The following is a 15,719-nucleotide window of genomic DNA, read 5'->3' on the forward strand; positions in this document are numbered from 1 at the left end:
GCGGGCCTAAAGTAGACCCATGGGGAGCGCATGAACATCAGAATTATTTTTTTGCTAAGCGCATTCGCCGCATTTCTTCTTCCGTTCGCCTATGGCGAGAATAATCCAGCCCCTGCCGCCGCACAAGTCACGGCAGCTCCACGCCGCGGCGCGCTGTACCGGGTGCGGCATCAAGGCCACACCGCCTATCTGTTCGGCACCATCCATGTCGGCCTGCCCGCCTTCTATCCGCTCGACGACCAAGTCACGCAGGCGCTGTCGCACGCAACCAATCTGGTGCTGGAACTGGACGTGCGCCAAAGCGAGCCGTTTCAGGCGGCACTGCGAAAGCACGGCCGGTATGCCGAGGGCGACTCGCTGGAGCGCCATCTGTCGCCGGACGGTCTTGCGCATTTGCGGCGCACGCTGCAACAACTGGGCATGCCGTTCGAACAGGTGACGACGCTGAAACCGTGGCTAGTGACGAATCTGTTGATGGGGCTGGACCTGGAACGTCAGGGTTATCAGCGCCAGCACGGCATCGAGTTCTTTTTGCTCGCGCAGGCGCGAACCAAGGAAGTGCAGGAGCTGGAGTCGGCCGAATATCAAATGTCCCTGTTCGACGGCATGAGCGACGCCGATCAGGAGCAGTACCTGCGCGAGAATCTGGCCGATTGGGAAGAAGGCGAATTGCAGAGGAAGGCGCACGCGCTCATCGATGCCTGGGCCAGCGCCGACAGCGACGCGCAGGAGCAGCTGTTGCGCGCCTCGCTGGCGGAGAAAACCCTGTCGGCCGACTTCACGCACCGCGTCCTGCTCGACAAGCGCAATCCGGAGATGGCCGACAAGATCGGCGCGCTGCTGAAAACCGACGAGACGTCCTTTGTCGCCATCGGCCTGCTGCACCTGCTGGGGGAAAACGGCGTACCGGCGCTGCTGCGCCGGAGTGGCTACGAAGTGGAAAAGCTGTATTGAAGTCCCGCCCGCCGCAAAAAGAGTTTGGGGCGCGCGGGAATGTCGCGTTCAGTGCGAGCGGATCATGGTGCCGAATGCCTGTTCGGTCAGCACTTCCAGCAGCAGCGAATGCTCGATGCGGCCGTCGATGATGTGCACGGTATTGACGCCCGATTTGGCCGCGTCCAGCGCCGACGAAATCTTCGGCAGCATACCGCCGGAAATCGTGCCGTCGGCGAACATCTCGTCGATCTCGCGCGCCGACAGGTCGGTCAGCAGATTGCCCTGCTTGTCCTGCACGCCGGCGATATTGGTCATCATGATCAGTTTTTCGGCGCGCAGGATTTCCGCGATCTTGCCGGCCACTAGGTCGGCATTGATGTTGTACGCCTGGCCATCCTCGCCGAAACCGATCGGCGAAATGATCGGGATGAAGGCATCGTCCTGCAGCGCCTTGACCACGGCCGGGTTGATCGCCTCGATCTCGCCGACGAAGCCGATGTCCAAGAACTGACCCGGATTTTCCTTGTCCGGCATTTTCATCTTGCGTGCACGGATCAGGCCGCCGTCCTTGCCGGTCAAGCCGACCGCCTGGCCACCGTAGTGGTTAATGAGCATCACGATATCCTGCTGCACTTCGCCGCCCAGCACCCACTCCACCACTTCCATGGTTTCTTCGTCGGTGATGCGCATGCCCTGCACGAAGGTGCCCTGCTTGCCGAGGCGCTTCAATGCATTATCGATCTGCGGGCCGCCGCCGTGCACCACGACCGGGTTCATGCCGACCAGCTTGAGCAGGATGACGTCGCGCGCAAAGCTGTGCTTCAGGCGCTCCTCCGTCATGGCATTGCCGCCGTATTTGACGACAATCGTCTTGCCGTGGAACTTGCGGATATAAGGCAGTGCCTCGGCCAGGATTTGTGCCTTGATCTGTGGAGCAACCGCACTCAGATCGGCGGCGGGATCGGTTAAGTCGGTCATGGTAGGGCCTATCGTCAACATTTCGTTGGACGCGATTTTACAGGGAAAGCGCATCCGAAGCGCGTTTGTGTGCCACGGCATTTCTTGTATTTCGACGATTGTTAGTCTAGTCTTTTGCGCAAATGACAATCTCTTCGGACCTCCATCGCGAACTCGAATCCCTGCGCCCGGCGCTGGTGCGCTTTGCCGTCCTGCAGCTGCGTAATGACAGTCTGGCGGAGGATGTGGTGCAGGATGCGCTGATGGCGGTATTGGAAAAGCCGGAGCGCTTCGCCGGCCAGTCCTCGCTGCGCACCTACGTCACCGGCATCCTCAAGCACAAGATCATCGACGCGCTGCGCAGCACGCGGCGCGAAGTTCGCATCGAAGCCGAGGATGGGCAGTCCGACGCCGACGTGATCGATGCACTGTTCAAGCCGGATGGACATACAGTCAACACGCCGCACCGCTGGGGCGACCCGGATGCGACGCTGGAACAGAAGGACTTCTTCCGTGTCCTGGAACTTTGCCTGGAAAAGCTGCCTCCCAAGAATGCCCGCATTTTCATGATGCGGGAGTGGCTGGAACTCGATACCGATGAAATCTGTAAGGAATTGGGCATTTCCACGTCTAATGCGTGGGTCATGCTGTATCGCGCCCGCGTTCAACTGCGCGAATGCCTGGACCTGAAATGGTTCGGCAACCGGGCCCGCCAAGACCACTAGGAAAACCGTTCAATGGCGCTCAAGATCACTTGCAAGGAAGTGCACCGCCTTACCTCTGAAGGCCTGGACCGCGAATTGTCGATGGTCGAACGCACGCGCATGCAGGTCCACCTGCTGATGTGCCACGCCTGCCGCACTTTCACCGACCAGATGCAACTGCTGCGGCACGCCATGCGCCAGCTGCTGCCCCCGTCCGGCGACGACCGGCGGGGCGGCGGACAATAGCAATTCATCAACAACACTTGGCCGGCCCGGCCGAATAAAGCATCCCCGGGATGCGTCAGGCCGGTTCGCAGCGCCGGATTTCCTGCTTGGGAAAGCGCGCCTTGATTCTTTCCAGGACAGCCTTCTTGTCCGCTTCCATGTCCCGCACCTGCAGCGCGACCAGATTGGCGCTGCGCTCCCCGATGCGGGCCGAGCGCACGCCCTTCTGGTTCAAATTGGCAAGATGCGTGCGCGCCGCATCCTCCGTCTTGAACACGCCGAGCGAAATACCCCAACGCAAGCTGGAATTGTCCTGGATGATGAAGAAGTCGTCGACGCCCAGGCCGCGCAGCTCCTCCGCCTTCTTCTCGGCGGACTCCCTGTCGGCCTGCGGAGGAATATAAACGATATGGCTGGTCACTTCCCGCACCGGGCGCTGCTCGATGCGGCTGCCGACGGAAAGTGCCGACAGTTGGGCGGCGACGCGCTTGGCATCCTCGGTATTGAAGTTGCCGATTTCGGTGCACGCGATCATCGCTGGCTTTTTCTTCTCCGGCGGAGGCGGTGCGGGGGTGGCGGGGGTGGCCGTTGCGGCGTTCGCAGCCGGCGCAGGGGCAGCCGGAGCGCCATGTTCTTTCACGGGGGCGGCGACCGGGGCGGGCGCCACCGGTTCTGCCGCCGCAGCCGTTACCGACGATGGCGCGGCAGCGGGTGCTGCCGGAGCAGACGATGCAGGACTAGACGCGGAACTGGGGGCGGAACTGGGTGCCGAAACGAGCTTGATCTTTTCGGGATTGAGCTGATTGCCCAGGCGCGCCGGCTCGCGGCCGCTCGGCAGCCACCAGTCGAGATACCCGCGCTGGTAGGAAAACAAGGCGGCATTGGCAAGCACCAATAGCCAGAAAAAGAATTTCAGCATGATGTGTTGTGTCGGGCAGTGCTGATTGCGACATGATGCAAGCCGATCAGCACAAGATTGTCGACCTTCTGGTGGGGTGCCGGCAAATGCGGCGCGATCAGGGCGGCGGCGCCGCCGGAAAGAATGCATTGCACCGCGCCGCCGCTGCGCTGCGCATGTGCGGCCAGCGCCCGCTCGATGGCACCGGCTTGCGCGGCGATGCAGCCGCTGACGATGGCCGCATCGGTGTTGTCCGCAAACGGGTCGCCAATATCGAGATCTTGCGCCACCTGGGGCAGTTGCGCGGTATTCTTGGCCAGCGAACTAGCCATCAGGCCGAGCCCGGGCAGGATCATGCCGCCGATGAAAACGCCATCCGCCGCAATGGCGTCAATCGTGGTCGCCGTGCCGCAGGTGGCGACGATCAACGCCTGATCCGGAAACAAGGCATGCGCGCCGATGGCCGACGCGAAACGATCGCAGCCGAGCTGGGTCGGATTGCGGTAATTGTTGCGCACGCCGCCCAAGGTCGCTGCAGAACAAAACCATTCCAGCGGCACCGGCTGCATGCCGAGCGCGCGCAGCAGCACCTGTTCCAGCGCGTCGCGCATGGCTTGTCCGGCCACGTTCGAAATCAGTACCCGCACGATATCCTGCCCGCGCCATGCATCGGCCAGCTGCAGCAGCTGGGCATGTTCGACCATGCCGCTAGCCGCCCAGCGCCCCAGTTCTCCCGGCTCGCGCGCGCCGCTCGGGACCAAGGCCCATTTCACGCGGGTATTGCCGGCGTCTATCAGTAGCAGCATTCCATTTACCTTTCCGACGGCCTCAGTGATACGTCGCCAGCCATGATGGCGATACGTCCCGCCGCGCCATCCAGCAAGAAGCGTCCAATGGCGTCGACGCCGACAGCAATTCCTTCATGCAAGGTTTTGCCGTGATCGATGATGGTGACCGACTTGCCGGCATACGCGTGCAAATTGTTCCAGCGCGTCACGAAGGCGGCCAGGCCTTCCTGCCCGAATTGTTCCATCGCTTCGGCCAAGCGGTTCAACAGGGTCGCCATCAGCATGTCCTGATCCAGGTCCGCCAGCCAGGGAATGTTGGCAACCGGACGATCGATGCGCGCGATCAACTCCTCGTTGAGCGCCATGTTGATCCCGATGCCGATCACCGCCCAGCTTTGATCGGGCCGCGCTGCGGCGGCGCTTTCGATGAGGATGCCGGCCAGCTTTTTCCCTTCGTACAGCACGTCGTTCGGCCACTTCAGCCGGACATTCACGTTGAACATGTCGAGCGTTTCCGCAAGCGCCACACCGACGGCCAGCGGCAACCCGACCAGCGCCTGCAACGGTGCGTCGAATTTCCATGCCAGCGAAAAGGTCAGCGACTTGCCGGGTGTCGACAGCCAGCTGCGTCCGGCGCGCCCGCGCCCGGCCGTCTGGGTGCGCGCGACCAGCAAGGCGGGCGTTGCCAGAGTCGGCAACGCGGCAAGCAGGTCGGCATTGGTGGAGCCGGTTTCGTCCACCACCTTCACTGCCACCTGCCGGGCGGCCGGGTGGCAGAAACTGGAAATGCGTTCGGGGGAAAGTTTCATGGCGTGATTGTAACGGGATGACTGTGGGTCGTCATTTTCTTGAGCAGGCTGCATTACCTCCGGCAAAGGATGACGACAGGATAATTCTCCCTTAAACTCGCAGCATGCCAAATCAACAACCGCCCGCCCTATCCATTGAACCAGGCACGCATCTGGCGGTACGCGCCGTCGGCAGTTGGCAAGTCAACGCGCTGGCGCAATCCGGCGTCATGAAAAGCATTCAGGCAACGCTGCGCAAATTGCCGCAGGGCCGGTTAATTGCCTGGGATTTGTCGCAGATCGCCTCGCTTGACCATATCGGTGCCCAGCTGCTCTGGAATGCGTGGGGCAAGGCGCGCCCGCAGCAACTCGTGCTGGCTGACGAGCACGCGGACATTTTCAACCGCATCGAGCGCAGCGCGCCGCTTCAGCTTCCCCCAGCCGATCGCGGGCATTTGGGCGCGCGCCTCCACCGCTGGCTACACAATCTGGCCGGCCACGCCTATTATTTCGTCGGCCTGATCGGCCAGCTGACCATCGACATGGGCAGCTTCCTGCTGCATCCCTTGCGCGGGCCATGGAAGGAAATTTCCGCCAACGTGTTCCATATCGGCTACCGCGCGCTCGGCATTACCGCGCTGGTGGCGTTCCTGATCGGCGTGGTGCTGTCCTTCCTGTCGGCGCAGCAGCTGCATACCTTCGGCGCGGACGTCTACCTGGTCAACATCCTGGGCATGAGCATCATCCGCGAACTGGGGCCGATGCTGGCCGCCATCCTGGTCGCCGGCCGCTCCGGCTCGTCCATCACGGCCCAGCTGGGCGTCATGCGCGTGACCGAGGAACTCGATGCGATGCTGGTGATGGGCATGCCGCACGGTTATCGCCTGATCCTGCCGCGCGTGCTGGCGCTGGCGATCTCGATGCCGCTGTTGGTGATCTGGACCGATGCGATTGCACTGGCCGGCGGCATGACCGCCGCCAAGGTGGAGCTCGGCCTGTCGCCGAGCTACTTTCTGCAGCGCCTGCCGTCCGTGGTGCCCCTGTTGAACTACTGGATCGGCCTTGGCAAAGGCATCGTGTTCGGCATGCTGATCGCACTGGTGGCCTGCCACTTCGGGCTGCGCGTCAAGCCCAATACCGAAAGCCTGGGCCAAGGCACCACGCTGTCGGTCGTCACCGCCATTACCGCAGTGATCCTGGCCGATGCAGTGTTCGCGATCCTGTTCAAGGGCGTGGGGTTCCGCTGATGCCGCCACCCATCATCCAGATCCGGAACCTATCGACCCGCTTCGGGCAGTTCGTGGTCCACCAGGATCTGAATCTCGAAGTGCGCAAAGGCGAAATCCTGTCGCTGGTGGGCGGCTCCGGCTCCGGCAAGACCACGCTGCTGCGGCAGATGCTGGGGCTGGAGCAGCCGGCGCACGGCACGGTACAGGTATTCGGCGAAGACATCCACCGCGCCTCGGCCGCGCACCTGCAGGCGCTGCGCAACCGCTGGGGCATGCTGTTCCAGCACGGCGCGCTGTTTTCCGCCCTCACCGCGTTCGACAATGTCGCCCAGCCGATGCGCGAATTGCGCGCGTTGCCGGAAGACTTGATCCGTGACGCGGTCCTGCTCAAGCTCGACATGGTCGGCATCAGCCCGCGCGATGCGCTGAAAATGCCGGCCGACCTGTCCGGCGGCATGGTCAAGCGCGTGGCGCTGGCACGCGCCCTGGCGCTGGAACCCGAGCTGCTGTTCCTGGACGAGCCGACCGCTGGGCTGGACCCGGACCTGTCGGACAGTTTCGTCAACCTGATTCGCGCGCTGCACCGCGAACTGCATTTGACGGTGGTAATGGTCACGCACGACCTCGACACGCTGTTCGAGCTGTCGACGCGCGTGGCCGTGCTGGCGGAAAAGCATGTGATCGCCAACGGCACGCCGGAAGAAGTGATCGCAATGCCGCATCCGTTCGTCAAGGAATTCTTCCTTGGGGAACGCGGCCGGCGCGCGCTGGACGTCTTACGCAACAAGAAAATGGACATGGATCATGGAAAATAAGTCGCATGCCGTCGTTGCCGGCATTTTCACGCTGGCCCTGCTGGCCGCCGCAGTCCTGATCGGCATGTGGCTCAACCGCGACCGCGTGCAATGGGTGCCGTACCAGATCGCGACCAAGCAGTCGATTCCCGGCCTCAACCCGCAGGCCAACGTGCGTTATCGCGGGCTGGACGTCGGCAAGGTGGAAGACATCTCGTTCGATCCGCAAGTACCGGGGCAGATCCTGGTGCGCATCAACGTGCGGCCGGATACGCCGGTGACGCACTCGACCTTTGCCTCGCTCGGCTACCAGGGCGTCACCGGCATCGCCTACGTCCAGCTCGATGACGACGGCAGCAATCCCGCCAGGCTGCAAAGCAGCAAGGAACACATGGCGCGCATCGACATGCGGCCCAGCCTGTTCGACCAGTTGCAAACGCGCGGGCTGGCTATCCTGCAGCAGGCGCACGAAGTGACGCGTCGCCTCAACGATATGCTCGCCCCCGCCAACCAGCAAGCCATCCTGAATGCCTTCGACAAGGCGGGCAAGGCGGCCTCTGCGATGGAAGCCATTCCGCGGCAACTGCAGCCGACCCTGGAAAAACTGCCGGCCCTGACGGCGCAGGCGCAGCAAACCCTGCGCTCCGTAGACACCCTCGCACAAAATACCAGCACACTCACCGTCAGCCTCGACAAGATGTCGCGCAACCTGCAGGCGTCCGACGGCGCGCTGGCGCAACTGGGCAATGCGGCCGAACAGATGGGCAGCATGGCAAGCAAGCTCGAGTACGAAACGCTGCCGCTGGCCAGCGACATGCGTTCATCGCTGCGCGCGCTCAACCGCACGCTCGACAACCTGAACGAACGCCCGCAAAGCGTGTTGTTCGGCATGCCGCGCGTTGCGCCCGGCCCCGGCGAGCCCGGTTTTGGCGCATTGTCCAGATAAGGGAACAACAGATGAAAAAAACAATCCAGATGATTCCTGCGCTGGGTGCGGCATGCGTGTTGCTTGCCGGCTGCGCGATTCAGCGGCCGGAATCGGCGACGCTCTATGACCTTGGTCCGGCGCGGCCGATGGCCGTAGCAACAGCCCTGCCGACGAGCTTGCCGGCAATAAGCATGGCGGATGTGGCGGCGCCGGGCTGGCTCGACCGGCCGCTGATGTTTTACCGGCTGGATTACCAGAATGACCAGCAGCCGCGCACGTATGCGCAAAGCCGGTGGTTGACGCCGCCGACGCAGATGCTCACGCAGCGCGTAAAAATGCGCATCGCGCAAGCCGGCGGCGTGGTCTTGCCGGCGTCCGACGGGGCGGCCAACATGCCGTTGCTGCGCATCGAAGCGGACGATTTCATGCAAGTCTTCGATGCGCCGGGGCATAGCGTCGGCCGCGTGGCATTGCGAGCTTCGCTGTTCAAGGGGCGAGTCCTGGTGGCGCAGCGTTCCTTCAGCAGCCAGGTGCCAGCGTCGCAGGCCGATGCCGGCGGCGGCGCCCGGGCCCTGGCGGCGGCGAGCGATGCGGCGATTGCCGAGCTGATGCAATGGCTGGCCGCGCTGCCGCAGAAATAGAGGGTGCGCCATGGGGCGCTCTGCAGGCGCAGCATGAATCTACGATAATCGAACCATGCCTCTGAACAAGGAAAGTCCGCCAACGACTGGTGCAGAACCGGAAACCGCGCCGCACGTATCGACCTTCGCGCGCGTCGGCCTGGTGATGTACAGTTTCCTTATCGTATATGCCAGCCTGTACCCGTTCTATAACTGGCGCGACATCGGCCTGCCGTTCTGGGCCTTCCTGCTGCAGCCGCTGCCGCATTACTGGACGGGGTTCGATGTCATCACGAATATCATCGGCTACCTGCCGTTCGGCATGCTGGTCGTATTTGCATTACATCCGCACCTGCGCGGCCTTGCGGCAGCCCTGCTGGCCATGGCGTGCGGCGCGCTCCTGTCGGGAACGATGGAAGGGGTGCAAACCTACCTGCCCAACCGGGTGTCGTCGAACCTGGATTTCATCACCAATATTTCCGGCACCTGCATCGGCGCCATCGCCGGCGCGCGCCTGAGCGGCATCTTCCTTGAACAGAGCCGCCTGCTGCGGCTGCGCCAGCGCTGGTTCGTGGACGATGCGGGGCGCGGCCTGATCGTGATCGGGCTGTGGCCGCTGGCGCAGATTTATCCGCAAAGCTATCTGTTCGGGCACGGGCAATTCATGCCGCTCCTGTCCGAATGGCTTTCACACCTGCTGGAAACACCGGTCGACCTGGTCACGCTGCTGCGCCGTGACATGGAATTCAGCGTGCAGGAGTACTGGCTCTCCGAAACCATCATTACCGCCTGTGGCCTGGCCGGTGCGCTGCTGACCGCTTCCTGCCTGCTGCGCAAGCAGGCGCCGCGCACGGTATTGCTGCTGCTGTTGCTGGCGGCGACGCTGGCAGCCAAGGCCTTGGCCAGCGGTCTGTTCTTTGCGCCGGAAAACGCCTTTGCCTGGCTCACGCCCGGCGCCAAGGGCGGCTTGCTGGTCGGGGCGATGATGGCGTCCGGCCTCATCTTCGCCCCGCCTACCATGCAGCGCCGCCTGGCCGTGGTCAGCCTGCTGGCCAGCTTCATCGCGGTCAACCTGGTACCGACCAATCCTTATTTCGTTGCGACGCTGCAGGCGTGGATACAAGGGAAATTCCTGAACTTCAACGGCGCCGCGCATTTCCTCTCGCTGTTCTGGCAATTTTTCGCACTGTGGTTTCTTTTGCATCCGGCACATCGCCTGAAGCAAAAATAACGCGGGTGTATCATGTCGCCTTTGAGTAATACCACCGATCATGAGCGACAAGCCGTACTATCAGCACCACGTCTTTTTCTGCCTCAACCAGCGCGAAGAAGGGCGTCCCTGCTGCGCCGACAAGGGCGCGCACGCAGCCCAGGAGCACGCGAAAAAGCGCATCAAGGAGTTGCACCTGAACGGCCAGGGCAAGGTTCGCATCAACAAGGCCGGCTGCCTGGACCGCTGCGAAGAAGGCCCGGTGCTGGTGGTTTATCCGGAAGGCACCTGGTACACCTACGTCGACACGCATGACATCGACGAAATCATCGACGAACACCTGGTCGGCGGCAAGGTCGTCGAGCGCTTGAAAATCTGATAATGAACGCCCATACCCAACGCTTCACCCTCACCGGTGCGGCAGGCGCGCTCGAGTGCGCGCTCGACCTGCCGCATGGCGCGCCGCGCGGCATCGCGCTGGTCGCACATCCGCATCCGCTGTACGGCGGCACCATGGACAACAAGGTGGCGCAGACGCTGGCGCGTGCTTTCGTTGCGCTCGGCTATGCCGCCGTGCGCATGAATTTCCGCGGTGTCGGCAAATCCGAGGGCGAACACGACGCCGGCCGCGGCGAAACCGACGACATGGCACTGCTGCTTGCGCATATGCGGCAGCAATATCCCGGCTTGCCGGTAGCGCTGTCCGGTTTCTCTTTTGGCACGGTGGTGCAAGCACAATTGCAACAACGCCTCACGGCGCAGGGCACCCCGGCCGAACGCCTGGTGTTGGTCGGCACGGCCGCCGGCAAGTGGACCATCCCGGAAGTTCCCGCCAACACCATCCTGATCCACGGCGAGCAGGACGAGACGATTCCGTTGTCAGATGTGCTCGACTGGGCGCGTCCGCAAGACTTGCCGGTCATCGTGATTCCGGGTGCCGATCATTTTTTTCACCGCAAGTTGCAACATATAAAGAATTTCGTGGTCGAAATGTGGCACCGCTGACCGCTGGTTCAAAAACCGTTGCAATTGGCTGCAATCAACGGCTGGTTTTTCAACCGGCGCAAGCAGCGGCGCTATAATTTCTTTCGAGCTTGTTTCTTCGTGTCATCCGCCGGACTCCGAGCGGAATTCATTTGTTATATCCATGAAAAAAATATTTGTGGCCTTTGCCGCCTCCGTTCTCTCGTTGTCCTGCGCCTTTGCGCAATCCGTTCCGGCGCCCACCATCGACGCCAAGTCATGGCTGCTGCTCGACGCCACCAGCGGCCAGGTGCTGGCCTCGCACGAGCCGGACATGCGCATCGAGCCCGCCTCGCTGGCCAAGCTGATGACGGCCTACCTCGCATCGGCCGCCATCAAGGAAAAGCGCCTCGATGCCAACCAGATGGTGAACGTCTCGGTGCGCGCATGGAAAGTCGACAAGAGCAGCTCGAAAATGTTTATCGATCCGGCCACGCCGGTGAAGGTCAACGACTTGCTGTATGGCCTGATCATCCAGTCCGGCAACGACTCGGCGGTGGCGCTGGCCGAAGCGGTGGCCGGCACCGAAGATGCGTTTGCCGCCCTGATGAACCGCGAAGCCGAGCGCATGGGCATGAAGTCGACCCACTTCGTCAATGCGCACGGCTTGCCCGATCCCGGCAATTATTCGACCGCGCGCGACCTGGCGACGCTGGCCACGCACGTGGTCTACGATCATCCGGAAGACTACAAGATCTACTCGATCAAGGAATACACCTATAACAACATCAAGCAGCAGAACCGCAATCGCCTGCTGTGGCTGGACCCGACGGTCGACGGCCTGAAAACCGGCCACACCTCCAGCGCCGGCTATTGCCTGATCTCGACTGCGCACCGCCCGAACGGCAACAGCGACCGCCGCCTGATCTCCGTGGTGATCGGCACGCCGTCCGACCAGGTGCGTACGCAGGAAAGCCAGAAGCTGTTGAACTGGGGATTCCAGAACTTCGACACCGTCAAGCTGTATGCGAAGGGCCAGGCGGTCGACACGCCGCGCGTCTGGAAAGGTTCGCAAAACAACGTGAAAATCGGCTTTACGCATGACGTCTATGTGACCGTGCCGAAGGGTGTTGCGGACAAGATGAAGCCGGTGCTGGAACGCAAGGACCCGCTGATTGCGCCGATCAACCAGAACAGCAAGGTCGGCACGCTGAAGGTCGTCGTCGACGGCAAGCAGCAAAGCGAACTGCCTGTCGTCGCGCTCGAACAGGTGAACCAGGCCAGCATCTTCGGCCGCGCCTGGGACTCGGTGCGCATGATGATGAAGTAATCGGCCGGCGCGGGCACGACTGCCCGCCCTGCCCCGTCCGGTTCCAACGAACGCGGCGGACATGGCGAAGAACGATCAGTAACGCTTCTTCCTGCCGTGCCCGCCGCGTTCGGCATTCTGGAACCGCCACTTTCCTTGTTCAGGAATCGACATGCAAGATCCCCTCGTCTACCTCAACGGCGTATTCGCTCCCTTGTCCGAAGCGAAGATCCCGGTGCTCGACCGCGGCTTCATTTTCGGCGACGGGGTCTATGAAGTGATTCCGATGTACGCAGGCAAGCTGTTTCGCGCCAGGCAGCATATGGCGCGCCTGTTCCGCAGCCTGGCGGCCGTCAGCATTGCAAACCCGCACAGCGAACAGGAATGGATGGCGTTGATCGCGCGCGTGACGAGCGCCTACACGGCCGATTATGCGGTCAGCGACCAGCTGGTCTACATGCAAGTGACGCGCGGCGTGGCGCGGCGCGCCCATGCCTTCCCGAAGGATGCGGAACCGACCGTCTTCATCATGACCAATGCGTTCACACCGCCGGCGGCCGAGGTGTGCGACAACGGCGTCGCCTGCATCACGGTGGAAGACCAACGCTGGCTGCGCTGCGACATCAAATCGATCTCGCTGCTCGGCAATGTGCTAGCCGCGCAGCAGGCCGCCGAGCAAGGCGCGACCGAAGCGATTCAGTTCCGCGACGGCTTCCTGACCGAGGGCGCGTCCTCCAATGTGTGGGTCGTCAAGGATGGAAAACTGATGGGCCCGCCGACGAATGCGCTGATCCTGGAGGGCATTCGCTATGGATTGATCGCAGAATTATGTGCCGCATGCAACATCCCTTTCGAAGCGCGCCGAATTGCCCGCAACGACGTCTTCGCCGCAGACGAGGTATTGCTGTCATCGGCCGGCAGGGAAGTCCTGCCGGTGGTCGCGCTGGACGGCCAGCCTGTTGGCAATGGCAAGCCCGGCCCGGTATTCCGGCGGCTCCATGCGGCATACCAGGATGCCAAGAGGGCGTAAAATAGACGTCTTTCTGACCGGCTGGCGCCGCCGCGCCGTCCGCGTCGAGCACCTCTTTCGAACGGCCGTTCCCGCTTACATCCGAGCCGCCGCAGCGAGCACATCATGACTCAGACACCCGACACCCTCATCGAATATCCGAGCGACTTCCCGATCAAGATCATGGGCATCATGCAGGACGCCTTTGCGCAGACGATGGTGGAAGTCGTGACGCGGCACGACCCGACCTTCCACGCCGGCAAAATGGAAATGCGCCCGTCGTCCAAGGGCACCTACCTGTCGCTGACCGTCACCGTGCGCGCCATCAGCCGCGAGCAGCTCGACAACCTGTACCGCGAGCTGACCTCGCACCCGATGGTGAAAGTCGTACTGTAATTCAGGGCGGACCGAGTTTCGCCGCCTCGTCGAACAGCCACTGGCGAAACGCCCGCACCTGCGGCTTTTGCAGCGCGTCCGGCGGGCAGACCACATAGTAGGAATGCGGGCACTGGATCGCGGTATCAAACAGCCGCACCAGTTCGCCGGAGGCCAGTTCCGTCATCGCGATCGCATGGCGCGCCAGCGCAATGCCATGCCCCTCGGCCGCCGCGCGCACCAGCATCGACGAATCCTGGAACACCAGCCCTCCGGTAGGCTCCGGCAAATCCAGCCCTGCGGCATGGAACCAGGGCGTCCAAGGCTCGCCCTCGCAGCGCAGCAGCATGCCGCGCGCCAGCGTGGCAGGCGATTTCGGCAGCTTGCCGTCGTTAAAGCGCGGACTGGCCACCGGATAGTAGTAATCGTCCATCAGCTTTTCGCTGGCCAGCCCCGCATAATGGCCTTTTCCGAAACGAATGCCGACGTCGACCGATTCGCGCACGAAGTCGGTGAGATGGTTGCTCGACTGGAGCATCACTTCCAACTCGGGATGCTGCTCGATGAATCGGCCCAGGCGCGGCGACAGCCAGCGCCCGGCGAACGACGGCAGCGCGGTGATGGTCAGCCGCTGCTGCTTGCCATCCGCCCTGAGAGCCTCGGCTGCAGCCGCGATATCGCCGAGCGCACGGCGCAGCGTCGCGGCGAAGCGCTCGCCTTCCGGCGTGATCGCGATGCGCTTGCCGTGCCGCGCAAACAGCGCCACGCCCAGCTCCTCTTCCAGCGCACGCACCTGGTGGCTAATCGCGCCATGGGTGACGTGGATTTCCTCGGCCGCACGCGAAAAATTTTCGTGGCGCGCCGCCGCCTCGAATGCGCGCAATGCAGCCAGATTGGGCAGGCGTCGCAGATCAGCCATTCTATGTGAGCCAAATTAACAAGAGAATCAAAAATATATCGTTTAGATAACGCCAGGGCAAGCACTAGAATGATTTCACAGAACGGGGCTGGCTAGCATTTGCGAGCGCTCTGCAGCATCTGCCCATTCATTTCAGGAGACGACGGTCATGAGAAGCCTTTTCACAAAACCAGCGCTGACGGTATTGCCCGGCCAGGTTGTTTCCGGGATTGCTAGCCGTGTGCAGACACTGCGCGTGCGGCAAGGCCGCCTCTGGATTACCGTCGAAGGCATTTCCCACGATTACTGGCTGTCGGCGGGCGACACATTCACCACGCTTCCCCGAAGACTGACCGTGATCGAGGCGGGACGGGACGAAAGCCGCATCGAGATCGTGTCGTCCGCGCTGGCTGGACATAGTGAAAATGCTGGCCGGCAGGCTGGCGGCGCGCTGGACATCGCGCCGCACCGTGGCCGCGTCGTTCAAGCGGCACGGCACGTGCAAGGGCAGCTGCTGAACCTGACGCCACCCATGCGTCAAATAGACTCTTGTAGATCCATGCAAAAAATTATCCGCAGCCGCGACTTTACCGCCGAGCGCCCCTGGGGCGCGCTCGACATCGCCCGCATGAATGGCATTACCACCCGCCTGCACTGGACGGATACGCCATATCAATGGCATGTCAACGACGGCGAGGAAGTATTCGCCGTTCTGGACGGCACGGTCGATATGCACTTCCGCGAGGCAGGGCTGGAGAAAATTGCGGTGCTGCAGGCCGGTGACGTATTTTTCGCCGGCACCGGCTGCGAGCATGTCGCCCATCCGCGCGGGCCGGCGCGCATCCTTGTGGTCGAAAAGGAAGGCAGCGTCTAGCGTTTCTGCTGCACCTTAAAAATCGGAACCGTCCGCCACCTGACACGAATTTGAACAGTGCTTTTGCGAACTGTTCAAAAATAGAACATGCTCGCCGCCGCCCGCGCGCATGACAACGTCTTTGCCCCCTCGCCCCGCCCATACGCGTGCGCCCGGAAGGCGCGCCAGTCCATGCTTTACGCCCCAAGCGCCGCTGCACAAGACGCCTGGCACA

Annotated in this window: 19 protein-coding genes and 1 pseudogene; 15 read left to right on the top strand and 5 right to left on the bottom strand. The window is 62.5% G+C overall.

What is annotated here, in order from left to right:
• Positions 1-30: 30 nt before the first annotated feature.
• Complete coding sequence (locus tag TSA66_RS22570; protein WP_040041619.1) at positions 31-954, top strand: TraB/GumN family protein; 924 nt, start codon at positions 31-33, stop codon at positions 952-954.
• Positions 955-1,002: 48 nt separating this feature from the next.
• Here the strand turns inward: TSA66_RS22570 and argB are convergent, their stop codons facing one another.
• On the bottom strand, positions 1,003-1,914 hold the full coding sequence (argB, locus tag TSA66_RS22575; protein ID WP_040042896.1) for an acetylglutamate kinase: 912 nt from the start codon (positions 1,912-1,914) through the stop codon (positions 1,003-1,005).
• A 122-nt stretch (positions 1,915-2,036) separates the two neighbouring features.
• Between argB and TSA66_RS22580 the strand changes: the two genes are divergently transcribed.
• Positions 2,037-2,618, top strand: a complete 582-nt coding sequence (locus TSA66_RS22580) for a sigma-70 family RNA polymerase sigma factor (protein ID WP_040041620.1) — start codon at positions 2,037-2,039, stop codon at positions 2,616-2,618.
• 12 nt (positions 2,619-2,630) lie between these two features.
• Positions 2,631-2,843: a zf-HC2 domain-containing protein gene (locus TSA66_RS22585; protein WP_040041621.1), complete on the top strand. Its 213-nt coding sequence runs from the start codon at positions 2,631-2,633 to the stop codon at positions 2,841-2,843.
• A 55-nt stretch (positions 2,844-2,898) separates the two neighbouring features.
• On the opposite strand, the gene TSA66_RS22590 is transcribed toward TSA66_RS22585, so the two are convergent.
• Genes TSA66_RS22590 through TSA66_RS22600 form a run of 3 tightly spaced genes read right to left on the bottom strand, consistent with a single transcriptional unit; the run spans position 2,899 to position 5,317 of the window.
• Complete coding sequence (locus TSA66_RS22590; protein WP_040041622.1) at positions 2,899-3,741, bottom strand: SPOR domain-containing protein; 843 nt, start codon at positions 3,739-3,741, stop codon at positions 2,899-2,901.
• Positions 3,735-4,526, bottom strand: a complete 792-nt coding sequence (locus tag TSA66_RS22595) for a type III pantothenate kinase (RefSeq protein WP_040041623.1) — start codon at positions 4,524-4,526, stop codon at positions 3,735-3,737. The genes TSA66_RS22590 and TSA66_RS22595 overlap by 7 nt, the downstream gene beginning before the upstream one ends.
• A 5-nt stretch (positions 4,527-4,531) precedes the next feature.
• Positions 4,532-5,317 (bottom strand): biotin--[acetyl-CoA-carboxylase] ligase, encoded by a 786-nt coding sequence (locus tag TSA66_RS22600; RefSeq protein WP_040042897.1) that lies wholly within the window; start codon positions 5,315-5,317, stop codon positions 4,532-4,534.
• A 104-nt stretch (positions 5,318-5,421) separates the two neighbouring features.
• Here TSA66_RS22600 and TSA66_RS22605 point away from each other — a divergent pair, with 104 nt between their 5' ends.
• The 10 genes from TSA66_RS22605 (at position 5,422) to TSA66_RS22650 (ending at position 13,754) form a co-directional block, all read left to right on the top strand.
• Positions 5,422-6,543 (top strand): MlaE family ABC transporter permease, encoded by a 1,122-nt coding sequence (locus TSA66_RS22605; protein WP_040041624.1) that lies wholly within the window; start codon positions 5,422-5,424, stop codon positions 6,541-6,543.
• Positions 6,543-7,340, top strand: a complete 798-nt coding sequence (locus TSA66_RS22610; protein WP_040041625.1) for an ABC transporter ATP-binding protein — start codon at positions 6,543-6,545, stop codon at positions 7,338-7,340. The genes TSA66_RS22605 and TSA66_RS22610 overlap by 1 nt, the downstream gene beginning before the upstream one ends.
• Complete coding sequence (locus TSA66_RS22615; protein ID WP_040041626.1) at positions 7,330-8,265, top strand: MlaD family protein; 936 nt, start codon at positions 7,330-7,332, stop codon at positions 8,263-8,265. The genes TSA66_RS22610 and TSA66_RS22615 overlap by 11 nt, the downstream gene beginning before the upstream one ends.
• An 11-nt stretch (positions 8,266-8,276) precedes the next feature.
• Complete coding sequence (locus TSA66_RS22620) at positions 8,277-8,888, top strand: ABC-type transport auxiliary lipoprotein family protein (RefSeq protein ID WP_040041627.1); 612 nt, start codon at positions 8,277-8,279, stop codon at positions 8,886-8,888.
• Positions 8,889-8,943: 55 nt separating this feature from the next.
• Positions 8,944-10,098: a VanZ family protein gene (locus TSA66_RS22625; RefSeq protein ID WP_040041628.1), complete on the top strand. Its 1,155-nt coding sequence runs from the start codon at positions 8,944-8,946 to the stop codon at positions 10,096-10,098.
• A gap of 40 nt (positions 10,099-10,138) precedes the next feature.
• Positions 10,139-10,456, top strand: coding sequence for a (2Fe-2S) ferredoxin domain-containing protein (locus TSA66_RS22630; RefSeq protein WP_040041629.1), 318 nt, complete (start codon positions 10,139-10,141; stop codon positions 10,454-10,456).
• 2 nt (positions 10,457-10,458) lie between these two features.
• The gene (locus TSA66_RS22635; RefSeq protein ID WP_040041630.1) at positions 10,459-11,082 is read left to right on the top strand and encodes an alpha/beta hydrolase; all 624 of its coding nucleotides are present in this window, start codon (positions 10,459-10,461) and stop codon (positions 11,080-11,082) included.
• A gap of 142 nt (positions 11,083-11,224) precedes the next feature.
• Entirely contained in the window at positions 11,225-12,370 is a 1,146-nt protein-coding gene (locus TSA66_RS22640; RefSeq protein ID WP_040041631.1) for a D-alanyl-D-alanine carboxypeptidase family protein, read from the top strand.
• A gap of 151 nt (positions 12,371-12,521) precedes the next feature.
• Complete coding sequence (locus tag TSA66_RS22645) at positions 12,522-13,379, top strand: D-amino acid aminotransferase (protein WP_040041632.1); 858 nt, start codon at positions 12,522-12,524, stop codon at positions 13,377-13,379.
• Positions 13,380-13,484: 105 nt separating this feature from the next.
• Positions 13,485-13,754, top strand: coding sequence for a DUF493 family protein (locus tag TSA66_RS22650; RefSeq protein WP_040041633.1), 270 nt, complete (start codon positions 13,485-13,487; stop codon positions 13,752-13,754).
• Between the two features lies 1 nt (position 13,755).
• Here the strand turns inward: TSA66_RS22650 and gcvA are convergent, their stop codons facing one another.
• A complete protein-coding gene (gene gcvA / locus TSA66_RS22655; protein WP_040041634.1) occupies positions 13,756-14,652 on the bottom strand; it encodes a transcriptional regulator GcvA in 897 nt (298 codons plus the stop codon).
• A gap of 148 nt (positions 14,653-14,800) precedes the next feature.
• On the opposite strand from gcvA, the pseudogene TSA66_RS27910 reads away from it, so the two are divergent.
• Both TSA66_RS27910 and TSA66_RS27915 read left to right on the top strand, forming a co-directional pair.
• Positions 14,801-14,989: pseudogene (locus TSA66_RS27910) on the top strand (DUF2917 domain-containing protein); the annotation flags it as partial.
• A gap of 201 nt (positions 14,990-15,190) precedes the next feature.
• Positions 15,191-15,505, top strand: a complete 315-nt coding sequence (locus TSA66_RS27915) for a cupin domain-containing protein (protein WP_040042898.1) — start codon at positions 15,191-15,193, stop codon at positions 15,503-15,505.
• Positions 15,506-15,719: the final 214 nt, after the last annotated feature.

The sequence above is a fragment of the Noviherbaspirillum autotrophicum genome (assembly GCF_000818395.1).
GTDB classification, from domain to species: Bacteria; Pseudomonadota; Gammaproteobacteria; order Burkholderiales; family Burkholderiaceae_D; genus Noviherbaspirillum; species Noviherbaspirillum autotrophicum.